The organism is Enterobacter sp. Res13-Sevr-PEC09-46, assembly GCF_015672585.1.
In the GTDB taxonomy this organism is placed as follows: Bacteria; Pseudomonadota; Gammaproteobacteria; order Enterobacterales; family Enterobacteriaceae; genus Enterobacter; species Enterobacter hormaechei_C.
The window spans coordinates 40975-57847 of the sequence record NZ_JADABR010000005.1; the positions used below are offsets into that span (position 1 = coordinate 40975).

Annotated in this window: 10 protein-coding genes; 8 read left to right on the top strand and 2 right to left on the bottom strand. The window is 58.4% G+C overall.

Annotated features, from left to right (window positions below; translation table 11 throughout):
• The first annotated feature begins 94 nt into the window (after positions 1–94).
• Entirely contained in the window at positions 95–1000 is a 906-nt protein-coding gene (mak, locus tag IMQ56_RS01495; protein ID WP_196063770.1) for a fructokinase, read from the top strand.
• Positions 1001–1083: 83 nt separating this feature from the next.
• Here the strand turns inward: mak and sbcC are convergent, their stop codons facing one another.
• Both sbcC and sbcD read right to left on the bottom strand, forming a co-directional pair.
• Positions 1084–4215, bottom strand: a complete 3132-nt coding sequence (gene sbcC / locus IMQ56_RS01500) for an exonuclease subunit SbcC (RefSeq protein ID WP_196063769.1) — start codon at positions 4213–4215, stop codon at positions 1084–1086.
• Positions 4212–5417 (bottom strand): exonuclease subunit SbcD, encoded by a 1206-nt coding sequence (gene sbcD / locus IMQ56_RS01505; protein ID WP_017694432.1) that lies wholly within the window; start codon positions 5415–5417, stop codon positions 4212–4214. Before sbcD ends, sbcC begins: the two co-directional genes overlap by 4 nt.
• 187 nt (positions 5418–5604) lie before the next feature.
• Between sbcD and phoB the strand changes: the two genes are divergently transcribed.
• The 7 genes from phoB to IMQ56_RS01540 all read left to right on the top strand — a co-directional run bounded on the left by phoB (position 5605) and on the right by IMQ56_RS01540 (position 16853).
• Complete coding sequence (gene phoB / locus IMQ56_RS01510; protein ID WP_003859122.1) at positions 5605–6294, top strand: phosphate response regulator transcription factor PhoB; 690 nt, start codon at positions 5605–5607, stop codon at positions 6292–6294.
• Positions 6295–6315: 21 nt separating this feature from the next.
• A complete protein-coding gene (gene phoR / locus IMQ56_RS01515; protein ID WP_017383159.1) occupies positions 6316–7611 on the top strand; it encodes a phosphate regulon sensor histidine kinase PhoR in 1296 nt (431 codons plus the stop codon).
• A 409-nt stretch (positions 7612–8020) separates the two neighbouring features.
• On the top strand, positions 8021–9340 hold the full coding sequence (gene brnQ, locus IMQ56_RS01520; RefSeq protein WP_003859118.1) for a branched-chain amino acid transporter carrier protein BrnQ: 1320 nt from the start codon (positions 8021–8023) through the stop codon (positions 9338–9340).
• 81 nt (positions 9341–9421) lie between these two features.
• Positions 9422–10795, top strand: a complete 1374-nt coding sequence (proY, locus tag IMQ56_RS01525; protein WP_196063768.1) for a proline-specific permease ProY — start codon at positions 9422–9424, stop codon at positions 10793–10795.
• 163 nt (positions 10796–10958) lie between these two features.
• Positions 10959–12776, top strand: a complete 1818-nt coding sequence (gene malZ / locus IMQ56_RS01530; protein WP_196063767.1) for a maltodextrin glucosidase — start codon at positions 10959–10961, stop codon at positions 12774–12776.
• Between the two features lie 91 nt (positions 12777–12867).
• Positions 12868–15477 carry a DUF2339 domain-containing protein gene (locus IMQ56_RS01535; protein WP_196063766.1) on the top strand — a complete coding sequence of 870 codons (2610 nt, stop codon included), beginning with the start codon at positions 12868–12870 and terminating at the stop codon, positions 15475–15477.
• The gene (locus tag IMQ56_RS01540) at positions 15474–16853 is read left to right on the top strand and encodes a DUF3999 domain-containing protein (RefSeq protein WP_017383163.1); all 1380 of its coding nucleotides are present in this window, start codon (positions 15474–15476) and stop codon (positions 16851–16853) included. Before IMQ56_RS01535 ends, IMQ56_RS01540 begins: the two co-directional genes overlap by 4 nt.
• Positions 16854–16873 lie beyond the last annotated feature (20 nt).

Sequence of the window (16873 nt, forward strand, 5' to 3'; positions counted from 1 at the left end):
AGCGGGCATGATAACGAATTGTCGCATCGCTTGCATTGCTAATCGGGAAGCGGGCTTCTACTCTGTTGATAATCAAAATAATGAGGAGTGTCTTGTGCGTATTGGGATTGATTTGGGCGGCACCAAAACAGAAGTTATTGCGCTGAGCGAGCAGGGGGTGCAACTGTTTCGCCACCGTCTGCCTACGCCGCGCGATGATTATCACCAGACCATAGAGACGATTGCCCGCCTGGTCGATATGGCAGAGCAGGCAACGGGCGAGACGGGCACGGTCGGGATGGGGATCCCCGGCTCCATTTCGCCGTATACCGGCGTGGTGAAAAACGCCAACTCCACCTGGCTCAACGGTCAGCCGTTTGATAAAGACTTAAGCCAACGCCTGAACCGGGAGGTGCGTCTGGCGAATGATGCCAACTGCCTGGCGGTGTCTGAGGCCGTGGATGGCGCAGCGGCTGGCGCGCAGACCGTATTTGCGGTCATTATCGGCACCGGCTGCGGGGCGGGCGTGGCCTTCGGTGGGCGCTCGCATATTGGCAGCAACGGCACCGCGGGCGAGTGGGGACACAATCCGTTGCCGTGGATGGACGAAGATGAACTCAAATACCGCGCCGAAGTACCGTGCTACTGTGGCAAGCAGGGCTGTATTGAGACCTTTATTTCCGGCACGGGGTTTGCCACCGATTATCATCGTCTGAGCGGTCAGCCGCTGAAAGGTAACGAGATTATGCGTCTGGTTGAGGAGCAGGATCCGGTGGCTGAACTGGCGCTCAGCCGCTACGAAATGCGGCTGGCTAAGTCACTGGCGCATGTGATCAATATTCTTGATCCCGACGTGATTGTACTGGGCGGCGGCATGAGCAACGTCGACCGGCTGTACGCCACGGTGCCAACGCTGGTGAAACAGTGGGTATTTGGCGGCGAGTGCGAAACGCCGATCCGCAAAGCCGTCCACGGAGATTCCAGCGGAGTGCGCGGCGCGGCGTGGCTCTGGCCGGAATAAACGCAAAACCGTTTTTGATGTTTGTGCCCTCTCCCCGTGGGAGAGGGCCAGGGTGAGGGCACCAGAGCGCATCATCCCCCCATTTACTGCACCGCAAACTCCCTGTCCAGCCTGCTATATCCCAGCCCGTTGATCTTCTTCACTTTGATCTGCACCGGAATGCGCTCTTTCATTGCCTCTACGTGGCTGATCACGCCGATAGTTTTCCCGGTGGCGTTCAGCGCGTCGAGCGCATCCAGCGCGGTGTCCAGCGTTTCGCTGTCGAGCGTGCCGAATCCTTCATCCAGGAACAGCGAGTCAATGCGCGTTTTGTGACTGACCAGATCGGAAAGCGCTAAAGCCAGCGCCAGACTGACCAGGAAACTCTCCCCGCCGGAAAGGGTACGGGTATCGCGTACCGCATCGGCCTGCCAGGTATCGACCACTTCCAGCTCCAGCGCGTCGCTGGCTTTACGCTGAAGCAGATAGCGGCCATGCAGACGGTTGAGCTGCTGGTTGGCAAGCCACACCAGATTATCCAGCGTCAGCCCCTGGGCGAATTTACGGAATTTATCGCCGGTGCTGGAGCCTATCAGCGCATTGAGATAGCCCCAGTCGTCGGCCTGACGCGCCGCCTCCTCAATCTGCTGCATAAGCGCCTGCTGGTGCAGACGGTTATCGGCGTCCTGTTTGAGCTGCTGGCGGATCTCCCCCTGATGCGTGGTGTTGTCCCGAAGCTGTTGCGCCAGCTGGTGTAACTGCGCCTGAAGCGTTGCGGCATCGGTTTCCAGCCCCTCGGGGCGCTGTGCCTGATGCGCCTGAAGCTGCATGCTTGCCTGCACCGAAAGCGCCGTGGCCTGCTGGAGCTGGTTCTCCAGCGTCTGCTTTTGTTGTTCAAGCTGGCGGATCGACGTTTCATCCAGCAGGGCGGAGAGAAATGCTTCCCGATCGGCAAAGCAGCTCGCGGTCAGCGCGGCGTTGAACTGAGCCTGTGATTGCTGGAGCCGTTCACGCTCAAGCGTCTCCTGTTGCTGTAGGGTGGTGAGCTGACTTTGCAGCGACACGCATTCGTCGTGGATGCCGCGCCAGTTCTCAGGGATAACCGCGTCGGCTTCTGCATCATTGGTAACCGGCAGCGTCTCCAGAATGGGCATCAGGGCGTTAATACCTTCCTGAATCGTACCGTGCTGGGCCTGTTTTTCCTGCCACAGGGTATATTCGCTTTCGCGCGCGCTCAGCCAGGCGCTTTCAGCCCCTTCATCGGGCACGCTAAGCGACAGCGATTGTAACGAGGCCGCCAGCGCCTGACGCGTCGCCGTCAGCTGCTGCTGGTACTGGCGCGCCTGACCTTCCTGTTCATTGAGCTGGTTTTGCAGCGTCAGACGCTGGCTGAGCTGATACAGCTGGCGTTCATACTGTTCCTGTTCGCTCATCCAGGGGGCAATATCATCCTGAATATTCAGCGCTATGTTCAGGGAGGTGCAGACCTCCAGCCACTCTTTAGTGAGTGCTTGCTCTTCCTCAGAGAGAGCCTGTGCTTCCTCTGTCTCGCGCTGGATCTGCTGGGTCAGCGCATTCACCTGCGCGAGCACCAGCAATCCTTCCTCTTTTAGCGCAGCAACCTCTTTCTCCAGCGCGTCGCGGCGGCGCTGATTGTCAGTCAGTACAAGCGCCTGATACTGCACAACTGCCGGATGTTCGCGTGAACCGCAGAGCGGGCAAGGCTTACCCGCTTCGAGCTGTGCACGATAGTTCTCAAGATCCTTGATTGTCGCCTCACGCTCACAGAGCGCTTTCAGGTCGGCATAGTGCTGATTTTTCTCTTTGAACTGCTGACGCCGCAGGATCAGCGTTTCATTGAGCTTAGCCTGCTCAGCCTGTGCTTTCTGCACGCTTTCCGCATTCTGGCGCAGCCGTTTTTGCAGCGGCTGAAAGCGAGCGTGAAGCGCTGTCAGACGCTGGCGGAGCGCCCGCGATTGTGCCTGTTGCTCCATTGCCGTCGCGAGATCCTCAGCCGTCAGCATCAGCGTACTCTCCGGCATCTCAGCCAGCTTCTGACGAAGCTCAGCCATGCGCGCTGCCTGGGCAACAAGCTGATTTTTATCGCGATTCAGCTGCGTAAAATGCGCCCGCCAGCCGGCAATTTCCTGCCCCCACTGACGGAAACGATCGTGTTCGGTCAGCCACTGCGTCAGTACCGTGTGCTCTGCCTGCAACTGTTCACGGTTGCGCAGCGCACCGTTACGGATACGCGAGCGCTGCGCCGCTCTGTCGAGTAAGCGAGTATTTACTTCAACAATTCGCTCTGTTGTCTGTGCCAGGCGGGTGGTCTGCTCCTGCTGATACTCCCATAGCGGACGTAGCTGGGCGGCGGGCTGCGCCAGCTTGAGCTTCGCCAGTTGGGGCGCGGCGTCCGTCAGAGCCTGTTGCGCCTGCTGCTGCGAAGCGGCTGCGCGCTGCTGCTCACGTATCAGTTCGTCGTTACGCGTAAGCCACTGAAAATCTTTCTGTTGGCTCTGCTGCTGTGCCAGCAGGACTTTTTCTTCGTCAGTAAGTGCCTGCAAACTTTGCTGCAAGTGCTGCTGCTGTTCCTCGCTCAGCAGCACAACCCCTGCGGCCTGCGCTTCGCACATCTCCAGCGCGTTACGTGCCGCTTTGTGTTTTTCAAAAACCATGGCGGAAATCTGGCCGTAAATTTCCGTGCCGGTCAGTTCCTCCAGCAGTTCAGCGCGATCGCTCGGTTTGGCATTCAGGAAGGCGGCAAACTGCCCCTGAGAGAGCAGCATCGAGCGGGTAAAGCGACCATAGTCCAGCCCGGTAAGCGCGGCGGTTTGTTCCAGCTTATCCGTGACTTTGTCGGCCAGAATTTTGCCGTCTTCGCAGCGGGCCAGTTCTACGCGCGGTGCCTGTAAGTTCCCGTCCGGTTGGTTGCGGGCGCGGTTCTGGCTCCAGAAAGCGCGATAAGCAACGCCTTTGACCTCAAATTCTACTTCCGCCAGGCATTCGGCGGTATCGCGCGTCATCAGGTCGTTTTGTGCCTGAGAGACCTTATTAAGACGCGGCGTTTCGTGGTAAAGCGCCAGGCAGATGGCATCCAGCAGCGTGGTTTTACCCGCGCCGGTTGCGCCGGTGATGGCAAACAGTCCGTTGCTGGCGAACGGCTCCGCGGTGAAATCAATTTTCCACTCACCCTTTAGCGAATTCAGATTTTTCAGGCGCAGGCTCAGAATTTTCATGCGTTTTCGTCCTCGTCATGGAGGGAATGCAGGGTCTGGGCAAACAGCTCGTTAAGCCTGGTGCGTCTGGCCTCGTCCACCTCTTCATGCGCAAGCCGCCGCGCGAACACCTCTTCAACCCGAAGTTCGCTAAGCGTTTCACGCTGGGCGTTGAGCAGTATTTTCTCGCGCTGCTCGCGGCTGCGGCGTACCAGCAGCACCTCCACGGGAAGGTCTTCCGTCAGCGTCTGTATTTTACGCTGCATATCGTACAGGTAGTCGTCGGTGGTGATTTCGATATCGAGCCAGACGGGGGGATTAAGCGCTGCGCCGCGCCACTGCTCAAGCTGAGCGGTAATGGCGGCCAGATCGCCTTTCAGCACCGCCAGCGGCTGGGTGACCGGCACCTCAAGCGTCTCAACGGCGCTAAGTTTGCCTCCGGTGAAGCTCACCAGATGCACGGATTTGGCTTTGCCCGTTTCGTCAAAACTGAGCGAAATGGGCGAGCCGCAGTAGCGGATATGCTCGCAGCCGCCGATGATCTGCGCCCGGTGAATATGCCCGAGGGCAATGTAGTCGGCGGGGGGGAAGTTTTGCGCCGGAAACGCGTCCAGCGTACCGATATAGATCTCGCGCACCGCATCACTCTTACTGGCTCCGACGGTGGTGAGGTGTCCGGTGGCAATGATCGGAATGGCCTGATCGCCGCGCAGGGCGCAGGCTTCCGTATGTTGCTGGTGATAATAGCGGGTGATGGCCTGCAACAGATGCTGCTGTTTTTCGCTGCCGGACAGACCTGCCTGGCTTTGCACGATATCGCGCGGGCGTAAAAACGGAATTGGGCACAGCACTGCGCCCGGCGTGCCGTCGCGTTTTTTCAGGATCTGCGGCGCGTGTCCGGCGCTGGCCACCACGGTGGTATTGAGGAACGCCAGAATATCGCGGGATTCATTCAGCGTCGCCACCGAGTCATGGTTTCCGGCGACAATCACCAGGTGACAACCGGTTTGCTGGAGGTTGACCACAAAACGGTTGTACAGCTCACGCGCATAGCTCGGCGGCGATCCGGTATCAAAAATGTCGCCCGCCACAATAATCGCGTCCACCTCGTGAGCCTGAGCCGTCTCCAGCAGCCAGTTCAGGAACGCTTCATGTTCCGCGGCGCGGCTTTTGCTGTAAAAATTTTGACCCAGGTGCCAGTCTGAGGTGTGAAGTATGCGCATAAAAGATCCGTGGCAATAATAAGAAAGCAGGATTATAAACGTTCGGGGAACGGAAAATAACCGCTGTAATAAAACAACAGTTTGCTATTTATAGTGGTAATGTTTTTCATAAATCTGTCATAAATCTGACGCATAATGACGCCGCATTACAGACTTGTAACTTAAATACGATAAGACAGGGCAAAGTATGGCGAGACGTATTCTGGTCGTAGAAGATGAAGCTCCGATCCGTGAAATGGTGTGCTTCGTGCTTGAACAAAATGGCTTCCAGCCGGTTGAAGCGGAAGATTATGACAGCGCGGTGAACCAGCTGAATGAACCCTGGCCCGATCTGATCCTGCTGGACTGGATGCTGCCTGGCGGTTCCGGATTGCAGTTTATCAAGCATATCAAACGCGAGGCGATGACCCGCGATATCCCGGTGGTAATGCTGACGGCGCGCGGCGAGGAAGAGGATCGCGTGCGCGGTCTGGAAACCGGCGCGGACGATTACATCACTAAACCGTTCTCCCCGAAAGAGCTGGTGGCGCGTATCAAAGCCGTGATGCGCCGTATTTCACCGATGGCGGTGGAAGAGGTGATTGAGATGCAGGGGCTGAGCCTGGATCCTACCTCACACCGGGTCATGACCGGTGAAAATCCCCTCGATATGGGACCGACCGAATTTAAACTCCTGCACTTCTTTATGACCCACCCGGAGCGCGTTTACAGCCGCGAACAGTTGCTGAATAACGTCTGGGGAACTAACGTCTATGTCGAAGACCGAACGGTTGACGTCCATATTCGCCGCCTGCGTAAAGCACTGGAACTGAGCGGCCACGATCGCATGGTACAGACGGTCCGCGGCACGGGTTATCGTTTCTCGACCCGTTTCTGAACAATGACAGGAGTGTGACGCGTGCTGGAACGTCTGTCATGGAAAAGGCTCGTCTTTGAACTGATCTTATGTTGTATTCCGGCCCTCATTCTGGGGGCTATCTTTGGCTATCTGCCGTGGTTCTTACTGGTGGCCGTGACGGGATTGCTCGTCTGGCATTTCTGGAATTTACTGCGTCTCTCCTGGTGGCTGTGGGTCGACAGAAGTATGACACCCCCGCCGGGAAGCGGGAGCTGGGAACCGCTACTCTACGGCCTGCACCAGATGCAGATGCGTAACAAAAAGCGCCGTCGTGAGCTGGGAAGCCTGATCAAACGCTTTCGTAGCGGTGCGGAGTCGCTGCCGGACGCGGTGATCCTGACGACAGAAGAAGGGACAATCTTCTGGTGTAATGGCCTCGCGCAACAGCTGCTGGGCCTGCGCTGGCCGGATGATAATGGTCAGAACATCCTGAACCTTCTGCGTTATCCCGAGTTCACGCTGTATCTGAAAAAGCGGGATTTTTCGCGCCCGCACAATCTGAAGCTCAATAACGGTCGCCATCTGGAAATCCGCGTGATGCCCTACAGCGATCGGCAGTGGCTGATGGTAGCGCGGGACGTTACCCAGATGCACCAGCTTGAGGGCGCGAGACGTAACTTCTTTGCCAACGTCAGCCACGAGCTGCGTACGCCGTTGACGGTGCTTCAGGGCTACCTGGAGATGATGCAGGAGCAAACGCTTGAGGGGGCGCCGCGTGAGAAAGCACTGCATACCATGCGGGAGCAGACGTTCCGCATGGAAGGGCTGGTCAAACAGCTGCTGACGCTTTCAAAGATTGAGGCTGCCCCGTCGCTGGCGCTAAACGACATCATTGATGTGCCGATGATGTTGCGGGTGGTGGAGCGCGAAGCCCAAACGCTGAGTCATAATCAGCACACCCTGAGTTTTGACGTTGATAACACGCTGAAAGTGCTCGGCAGTGAAGATGAGCTGCGAAGCGCTATCTCAAACCTGGTCTATAACGCCGTGAATCATACCCCGAAAGGGACGCATATCGCGGTGTGCTGGCAGCATACCCCGGCGGGCGCTGAGTTTAGCGTCGAGGACAACGGGCCGGGGATTGGGCCCGAGCACCTCCCGCGTCTCACCGAACGATTCTACCGGGTGGATAAGGCGCGCTCGCGGCAGACCGGCGGGAGCGGACTGGGACTGGCAATTGTGAAGCATGCCGTCAGCCACCACGAAAGCCGGCTCAATATCGAAAGCACCCTGGGTAAGGGCACGCGCTTTAGCTTCGTGATTCCGGAACGATTAATTGCCAAAAAAAGCGCCTGACGGCAGATGTGTCAGGCTACCTTTCCACGGGCCAGCGATTGCTGGCCCGTTTGCTTTGCAGTCAAGCGAAACGCGGATGAATATTATACGGCTGGTGCTTTTTTGTTCGCATGATTAGCCATGAGTTTTTCTTATACATGGCATATTATTTTGGTCTGAATTTTCATGCTGGCATATTGTTCTGGTTTTACGATCCCTTCTTGCCTTTAAACGTTATAAGCGTTTAAATTGCCCCCCATATACTGTCAGACCGACTGTATTTGCGTGGTAAATCGAAAAACTATTCTTCGCCACACCAGGACGGGAGCATATCCCGCTGAAATTGAGCAAATTTTCCGCTGTATCGTCCCGTGAGGGATGGCGAAAATCTCAACGTATTCAACACCACATCCACAGGCAGTAAGGTTTTATGACCCATCACTTGAAATCGCGTGACATTATCGCGCTGGGCTTTATGACATTTGCGCTGTTCGTTGGCGCAGGTAACATCATTTTTCCTCCAATGGTTGGCTTACAGGCGGGTGAACACGTCTGGACGGCTGCGTTTGGCTTCCTGCTTACTGCCGTGGGCCTGCCGGTACTGACCGTTATCGCGCTGGCGAAAGTCGGTGGCGGTGTGGACAGTCTCAGCACCCCGATTGGCAAAGTGGCTGGCGTTCTGCTGGCAACCGTCTGCTATCTGGCCGTTGGCCCGCTGTTCGCGACCCCACGTACGGCGACCGTCTCCTTTGAAGTGGGTATCGCCCCGCTGACCGGTGACGGCGCGATGCCGCTGTTTATTTACAGCCTCATTTACTTCGCCATCGTGATTCTGGTTTCTCTCTATCCCGGCAAACTGCTGGATACCGTGGGTAACTTCCTGGCTCCGCTGAAAATTGTGGCGCTGATCGTGCTGGCGGTTGCGGCCATCGTCTGGCCTGCGGGGCCCATCAGCTCCGCGATGGACGCTTATCAGAACGCGGCGTTCTCAAACGGTTTCGTGAACGGCTATCTGACAATGGATACGCTCGGTGCGATGGTGTTTGGTATTGTTATCGTTAACGCCGCGCGTTCCCGCGGGGTGACCGAAGCGCGCCTGCTGACTCGCTACACCATCTGGGCTGGCCTGATGGCCGGTGTCGGCCTGACGCTGCTATATCTGGCGCTGTTCCGTCTGGGTTCAGATAGCGCAACGCTGGTCGATCAGAGCGCAAACGGCGCGGCGATCCTGCATGCTTACGTGCAGCATACCTTTGGTGGTGCAGGCAGCATGCTGCTGGCGGCGCTGATTTTCCTGGCCTGTCTGGTGACGGCGGTGGGTCTGACCTGCGCCTGCGCGGAGTTCTTCGCTCAGTATCTGCCGCTCTCTTACCGCACGCTGGTGTTTATTCTTGGCATCTTCTCCATGGCGGTGTCAAACCTCGGTCTGAGCCACCTGATTCAGGTGTCAATTCCGGTGCTGACGGCGATCTATCCGCCATGTATCGTGCTGGTGGTGCTGAGCTTCACCCGCCCGTGGTGGCATAACTCGACGCGAATTATTGCGCCGGCCATGTTTATCAGCCTGATTTTTGGTATCCTAGACGGGATCAAAGCATCAGCATTTGCAGAAATCCTGCCAGCCTGGACACAGCGTCTGCCGCTGTCCGAGCAGGGCCTGGCCTGGCTGATGCCTTCCGTTGTAGCGCTGGTTCTGGCGATTATCTGGGACCGTGCGGCAGGGCGTCAGGTGACATCCAACGCCCATTAATCAACGGCAACAAATTGTTTAACCACGGGGCTTAAGGCCCCGTGGTTTTTTGTTTTTTTCGTGTTGAATGGCAAGATTTTAATGGAAAGCACTAACAAACTTAAACGTGGATTGAGCACCCGCCACATCCGCTTTATGGCGCTGGGCTCGGCTATCGGCACCGGTCTTTTTTATGGCTCGGCAGATGCCATCAAAATGGCCGGTCCAAGCGTTCTGCTGGCCTACATCATCGGCGGCGTGGCGGCCTATATCATCATGCGTGCGCTGGGGGAGATGTCGGTTCACAACCCGTCTGCCAGTTCCTTCTCCCGCTACGCACAAGAAAACTTAGGCCCGCTGGCCGGGTTTATCACCGGCTGGACCTACTGCTTCGAAATCCTGATTGTCGCCATTGCCGATGTGACGGCGTTTGGCATCTATATGGGGGTCTGGTTCCCCGCCGTGCCGCACTGGATCTGGGTCCTGAGCGTGGTGCTGATCATCTGCGCCGTTAACCTGATGAGCGTGAAGGTGTTTGGCGAGCTGGAGTTCTGGTTCTCCTTCTTCAAGGTCGCGACCATTATCATCATGATCCTCGCCGGTTTCGGCATCATCATCTGGGGTATCGGCAACGGTGGGCAGCCAACCGGCATCCATAACCTGTGGAGCAACGGCGGCTTCTTCAGCAACGGCTGGCTCGGGATGGTCATGTCGCTTCAGATGGTCATGTTCGCCTATGGCGGTATTGAGATTATCGGCATCACCGCCGGGGAAGCGAAAGATCCGGAGAAGTCCATTCCGCGCGCCATCAACTCGGTGCCGATGCGTATCCTGGTGTTCTACGTGGGCACGTTGTTTGTGATTATGTCCATCTACCCGTGGAACCAGGTGGGCACCAACGGCAGCCCGTTTGTCCTGACTTTCCAGCATATGGGCATTGCGTTTGCCGCCAGCATTCTCAACTTTGTGGTACTGACCGCCTCGCTGTCGGCCATCAACAGTGACGTGTTCGGCGTGGGTCGTATGCTGCACGGCATGGCGGAGCAGGGCAGTGCGCCGAAGGTGTTTGCCAAAACGTCGCGTCGCGGCACCCCGTGGGTAACGGTGCTGGTCATGACCGTGGCGCTGCTGTTCTCGGTTTACCTGAATTACATCATGCCGGAGAACGTCTTCCTGGTGATTGCGTCACTGGCGACCTTTGCGACGGTGTGGGTGTGGATCATGATCCTGCTGTCGCAGATTGCGTTCCGTCGCCGCCTGTCGCCAGAAGAGGCCAAAGCGCTGAAGTTTAAAGTGCCGGGCGGCGTGCCAACGACCATTGTCGGTCTCATCTTCCTGGTCTTCATCATTGGCCTGATTGGTTATCACCCGGATACCCGTATTTCCCTGTACGTGGGCTTCGCGTGGATCGTCCTGCTGCTGCTGGGCTGGATGTTTAAATGTCGCCGCGATCGTCAGCTGGCGGAAGCACAGTAAGGTAAAAATGCCGGGTGGCGCTGCGCTTACCCGGCCTACACTCCCTTTTGCCCTGGAAAAAATCTCCTCCTCCGTTCTCCTCCCCCAATAATCCCGAACACGATGAGCTATCTTTAATCACCCTGTGGCAAGGTGACGTCAATTTCATCAAAGGGGATTCGTGATGTTAAACGCCTGGCACCTTCCGGTTGCCCCATTTGTTAAGCAAAACAAAGACAACCTTGTGATTACGCTCTGGCTGGCAGGGGACAATCAGCCTGAACGTGTGACCCTGCGCGCCGAAGTGGATAACGAAGAAACGTCGCTGAAAATGCACAAAGTGCGCAGCCAGCCGCAGCCGGGCGTCACGGCGTGGCGGGCAAATATCGATTTGCTCAGCGGGCAGCCGCGTCGCCGCTACGGCTTCAAGCTGCTGTGGAACAACCGGCAGCTGTGGTTTACCCCGCAGGGCTTCAGCCGTTTTCCTCCGGCCCGGCTGGAGCAGTTTGCCGTGGATCACCCGGATAACGGCCCGCAGTGGGTTAACGATCAGGTCTTTTACCAGATTTTCCCGGACCGCTTTGCGCGCAGCGAAAAGCGCACCGCCGATCAGGACAAGGTTTATTACCATCATGCGGTCGGTCACGACATCATTCTGAAAAAATGGGACGAGCCGCTGACCGCCCAGGCGGGGGGATCGATCTTTTACGGCGGCGATCTCGACGGTATCAGCGAAAAACTGCCGTACCTGAAAAAGCTCGGCGTCACGGCGCTGTACCTGAACCCGGTGTTTAAAGCGCCAAGCGTGCACAAATACGATACGCAGGACTACCGCCACGTTGACGAGCAGTTTGGCGGTGACGAGGCGCTGCTGCGGCTGCGGCACAACACGCAAAAAGAGGGTATGCGCCTGATCCTTGATGGCGTGTTCAATCACAGCGGTGATTCTCACGCGTGGTTTGACCGTCATAATCAGTCGATGAGCGGCGCATGCCATAATCCGGACTCACCGCAGCGTGACTGGTACAGTTTTGATGAGAATGGCCGCGCCCTGGACTGGCTGGGCTATCCGAGTCTGCCGAAGCTCGATTTCCAGTCGCCATCGCTGGTGAATGAGATCTACGGCGGCGACGACAGCATCGTGCGCCACTGGCTGAAAGCGCCGTGGAGCATGGACGGCTGGCGGCTGGACGTGGTGCATATGCTGGGTGAAGCAGGCGGGGCGCGGAATAACCTTCAGCATGTCGCCGCCATTACCCGGTCGGCAAAAGCGGTCCGGTCGGAAGCATTCGTCTTCGGGGAGCACTTTGGCGACGCGCGTCAGTGGTTGCAGGCTGATGCAGAAGACGCGGCGATGAACTATCGCGGCTTCACCTTCCCGCTGTGGGGTTTCCTCGCTAACACCGATATCTCTTACGATCCGCAGCATATCGACGCCGAAACCTGCATGGCGTGGATGGAAAACTATCGCGCTGGCCTGTCGCATCAGCAGCAGCTGCGGATGTTTAACCAGCTCGACAGCCATGATACCGCGCGCTTTAAATCATTGCTGGGTAAAGATGTGGCGCGTCTGCCGCTGGCAGTGACCTGGCTCTTTACCTGGCCGGGCGTACCCTGCATCTACTATGGCGATGAAGTGGGGCTGGAGGGGAATAACGATCCGTTCTGCCGTAAAACCTTCCCGTGGGAGAGTGAAAAACAGGATCAGGATCTGCTCAGCCTGTACCAGCGTATGGCGACGCTGCGCAGGCAGAGTCAGGCCCTGCGCTACGGGGGCTGTCAGGTGATGTACGCCCACGATAACGTGGTGGTGTTTGTCCGCGTCTATAACCAGCAGCGTGTGCTGGTGGCGATCAACCGGGGCGAGGCGTGTGAAGTGGTGCTGGAAGATTCACCGCTGCTGGCCGGTAAAACGTGGAAGATCAAAGAGGGTAAAGCGACGTTCCAGGAGAGCGTGCTCACGCTGCCCGCGATTTCCGCTGCGGTCTGGTTCGGCAGCTAAGCGCAGGCAGAATGGTTTTCACCTTTTAAGATGGCGCAAATGCAACGATTTATGTCAATCTTAGCGGATCGTTTACGGTGAAGGTGGAAACATGGACGAGCTTTACATCCTTGGCTGTTTGTTCCTGGTTTTTGCGCTGGTCGTGGCACCCGTGCTCGCGGTGATAGGTTTTAACCGAAGCACGGCGGCGCGGCAGGAGATCGCCCGGCTTCGCCAGCGCATTGAGGCGCTTGAGCAGCGCGGTGTCACTGAGAAAGCGCCGGAGCCGGTGCAGACCGCCGCGCCGGTGGAGACGCCAGCGTCGGTGGCAGAAGCCGTTACCCCACCTGTCGATCCCTGGCGTCCCGAACCGCCCGTCACTGAAGCAGAACCAGCGCTTGTACCGGCGGCAAAACGGCCTTCCGCCTTTGGCGGCATCCTGTCCTCGCTGACGCGCTGGTTTATGCAGGGCAATCCGCTGGCAAAACTGGGGATTGTACTGCTCTTCCTCGGCCTCTCTTTCCTGCTGCGCTATACCGTTGAACATTCACTGTTTCCGATTGAGCTGCGTCTTGCCGCCACGGCGCTGTTTGCCATGGTTCTGCTGGCCGTTGGATGGCGGCTGCGGCACAGGCAGCGGATCTACGCGCTGATCCTCCAGGGCGGGGCGACCGGCGTGCTTTATCTGACCGTCTTTGGCGCATTCCGGCTGTGGCAAATGCTGCCGATGACGCTGGCGTTTGCGCTGCTGGTGGTGATTTGCGCGGCGAGCGTCGGGCTGGCCGTGCTGCAAAAGGCGCTGAGCCTTGCCATGCTGGCGAGCCTCGGCGGATACCTTGCGCCGCTGCTGTTGTCTACCGGAGGCGGCAGCGTTGTGGCGCTGTTCTCCTTCTATCTCATGCTTTCCATCGGCATTCTCGCCATCAGCATCTGGCAGCACTGGCGCGAGCTCAACCTGCTCGGGCTGCTCTTCACGTTTGGCGTTGGCGGGGTATGGGGGCTGAGCGACTACCAGCCTGAAGACTATGCTATCTGTCAGCTGTTCCTGATTGCCAATACGCTTATTTTTGGCGTGTTTAGCGTGGCGCTGTCGCTGCGGGCGCAGGAAAAAGGCAAACAGATTATTGACGGCGCACTGCTGTTTGCTCCGCCGCTGATTGGTTTTGGGATGCAGTATGGCATGACGTCTCACTGGACGTACGGCCCGGCGCTCAGCGCGCTGGGCTATGGTGCGTTTTATCTCTCACTGGCGTTTCTCGCACTGCGACGCTATCCGTCTGTCGGGCGGCCACTGGTTATGGCGGCGCTGGCGATCGGCGGCGGGTTTGCCACGCTTGCCATACCGCTGGCGCTTTCAGCGCGCTGGACGGCGATGGCCTGGGCGCTGGAAGGGTTGGGTATTCTCTGGCTGGGCGTGCAACAGCAGCAGCGGCGCATGAGCTATAGCGGGACGGCGCTGCTGGTGCTGGCGCTCGGCAGCGCGATATGGGCGCAAATGGACGGCGTCACCTCGTTGAGCCTGCTGCTTATTTTCGCAGTGCTCAGTCTTTGCTGGCTGGCTGCGGCCTGGCTGTGGCAGAAAATCGCACAGCCGGGCAGTTGGGCATTGCTGGCCGGTGGGCTGCTGTTCTGGTTAGTGGCGCAGCTGGGCGTGTCGCAGCTGTTCCTGAAGCAGGAGTTATCGGTTCTGGAAGGCGTAATGGCGCTGACGGCGGCGTCGGCCTGGGGATGGCGGCAGGCTGCCGCTCGTCTGGCGTGGCGGGAGCTGGATGCCAGCAAATGGCTGCTGTGGCCGGTGATGCTGCTGATGGTGCTGTATCAGATCTGGCAACAGCAAATCCTGGCGGCCGGCTGGGCAAATCTGGCCTGGGCTATTGCGCTGCCTGCCGCCCTGATGCTGCTGCGGCGCGACGAAGATAAACTTCTGCCGCGCATCTCAATGGGACTGCATCTGTCGCTGGTGTGGATGATTTTACTCGCCATAGCCGCCGAGCTTTACTGGTTTGCCCGCTCCCTGCCGTGGGGCATGGCGGCCTGGGGAAGCGGCATTGCGATGGCTGTTGGCGGTGGGGTGATTATGGCGCTCTCCGCGGCCGTACGGCGTCGCGGGTGGCCGTTCCGGGTATGGCCTGCGCTCTACGCCTGCCTTGCCGCGATCCCTGTGGTTGTGGCGCTGGTGGTATTGCTGGTCGTGACCAATTTGCAGGACGGTGTGGTCTATCAACAGACATGGCTGCCGCTGGTGAACCCGCTTGAGGAAGGGGCGGCGTTCGCGCTGCTGGGGCTGGTGGTGTTTTATCGGGAAGTGGATCGCTACTATCCGGCATCGTTTGCGCAGTCCCGTCCGTGGCCCGCCGTTGTGCTGATGGCCCTGGGTTTCTGGTGGCTTAACGGCGCATTGCTGCGCGCGCTGGCGTGGTACGGCGAGGTGGCCTGGAATTGGGAGTCGTTGTGGCATTCGCGGCTTATCCAGACCACCTTTGCCCTGTTCTGGATGTTGTGCGCGCTGGTGGTCATGATCCGCGCCACCCGTCACGCCTCCCGTCAGCAGTGGCTTGGCGGTGCGGCGCTACTGGCGGTGGTCATGCTCAAACTGATGCTGGTGGACAGCGCGGGCGGTGGCGGCCTGGCGCGCGCCGTCGCGTTTATTGGCGTGGCGATCCTGGTCCTGATTGTGGGCTATTTCTCGCCGCTACCGCCTAAAGCAGGAGAAGAAAAATGAAATGGATGAACGCGGTTGTTTGTACGGCACTGCTGGCCGTGGCCGGTCCGGCATTCTGCGAGGGCGCGCCAGCGGAATCCCCGCGGGATTATGCCTATGGCCTGTCCCTTGATACCTCTGCCTCTTCGCCGTGGTATCGGGTCATGCTGCCGCTGGCGGTTTATCAGCAGAGCACATCGCCCGATCTGCGCGACGTGCGCGTGTTTAATCAGTCGGGCGAGCCGGTACCGTTCAGCCTGGTTACCACGACGCGTCCGCAGCCGGCACCGACCACCACGGCGCTGCGCCTCTTTGCGCTTAACGCCTCGCCGGGCGGAGAAGAGGACAGCGGCGATAAAATTATGCTACGGGCCAGAAACGGCGTGGAAATTGTGCTGGAAGGGCAACACGCAGCGGCTGCCGGACAGCACTATCTGCTGACCCTGCCGGAAAACGCGACGGAGGTTCCGCTCTCTCAGCTCCAGCTTTTCTGGGACACGCCGCAGGGCTCGTGGCAGGGGACGGCATCGGTCTATTACAGCGAGGATCTGAAAAACTGGTATACCCTGCGCGAAGAGATGCCCCTGCTGGACGTGATGAGTGGACAGGATCGCCTGAAGCTCGACCGCATCGATACCGATCTGGTGTTATCGCCTGAGGCGAATCGTTATCTGCTGCTGGTGCTGAACACGGGGCGTTCTGCCCTGACGTTAACCGGCGTCAACGCGATTAACGCGACTGAACAGCCGGAATCTGAGCACATTAGCCTGGCGGGAGAGGGGGAGCGGTTATCCGAAAGCGAAGCCGTGTGGCGCTGGAAACATCCGCAGCCTCTGAGTGCGATCGGCTTCATGCTGAATGGCGACGGTGTTCTCCCGGCAGAAATAGCCTGGCGGGAGGCGGATAAGGATCGGTGGCATACGCTGAAAAAAGAGGTGATCTACCAGCTCGGCGGCAAAACGTCTGAACCTGTTCCGCTCCCTGGCGGACTGGTCGAGGCGGTAAAAATCAAGACCCTCAATGCGCGTTTGCCTGAGAACCTGCCTGGCGTGACCGGGCAACGCGTGCGCTACGATCTGGTGTTTAACGCGCAGGGGAAGGGGCCGTACCTGCTCGCGTGGGGGAACGGGGCTGCGAAACCGGCGAGCGTGGAGACGGATATGCTGATCCCGACCGAACTGCGTAAAACCTACGATCTGGCAGCCCTGCCGATGGCGGATACGCTGGAACCTGTCCCGCTGGGTGGCGAGGCGCGTTTAACCGCGACGTCTGCGGCTGAGCAGGAAAGCAGAATGAAAACGCTGATGGTCTGGGGCGTACTGATTGCGGGGGTGATGGTGCTTGCGGGTATGGCATGGCGCATCTGGCGCGAGGTAAAAAAAGACGGCGCAGCATAAGCCATAAAAAAACCCGCGTA

What these genes read in the sequence shown, in the direction of transcription:
- sbcC (WP_196063769.1), bottom strand. Translation starts at nt 4,215, where the DNA reads ATGAAAATTCTGAGCCTGCGCCTGAAAAATCTGAATTCGCTAAAGGGT.
- sbcD (WP_017694432.1), bottom strand. Translation starts at nt 5,417, where the DNA reads ATGCGCATACTTCACACCTCAGACTGGCACCTGGGTCAAAATTTTTAC.
- phoB (WP_003859122.1), top strand. Translation starts at nt 5,605, where the DNA reads ATGGCGAGACGTATTCTGGTCGTAGAAGATGAAGCTCCGATCCGTGAA.
- brnQ (WP_003859118.1), top strand. Translation starts at nt 8,021, where the DNA reads ATGACCCATCACTTGAAATCGCGTGACATTATCGCGCTGGGCTTTATG.
- proY (WP_196063768.1), top strand. Translation starts at nt 9,422, where the DNA reads ATGGAAAGCACTAACAAACTTAAACGTGGATTGAGCACCCGCCACATC.
- malZ (WP_196063767.1), top strand. Translation starts at nt 10,959, where the DNA reads ATGTTAAACGCCTGGCACCTTCCGGTTGCCCCATTTGTTAAGCAAAAC.
- IMQ56_RS01535 (WP_196063766.1), top strand. Translation starts at nt 12,868, where the DNA reads ATGGACGAGCTTTACATCCTTGGCTGTTTGTTCCTGGTTTTTGCGCTG.
- IMQ56_RS01540 (WP_017383163.1), top strand. Translation starts at nt 15,474, where the DNA reads ATGAAATGGATGAACGCGGTTGTTTGTACGGCACTGCTGGCCGTGGCC.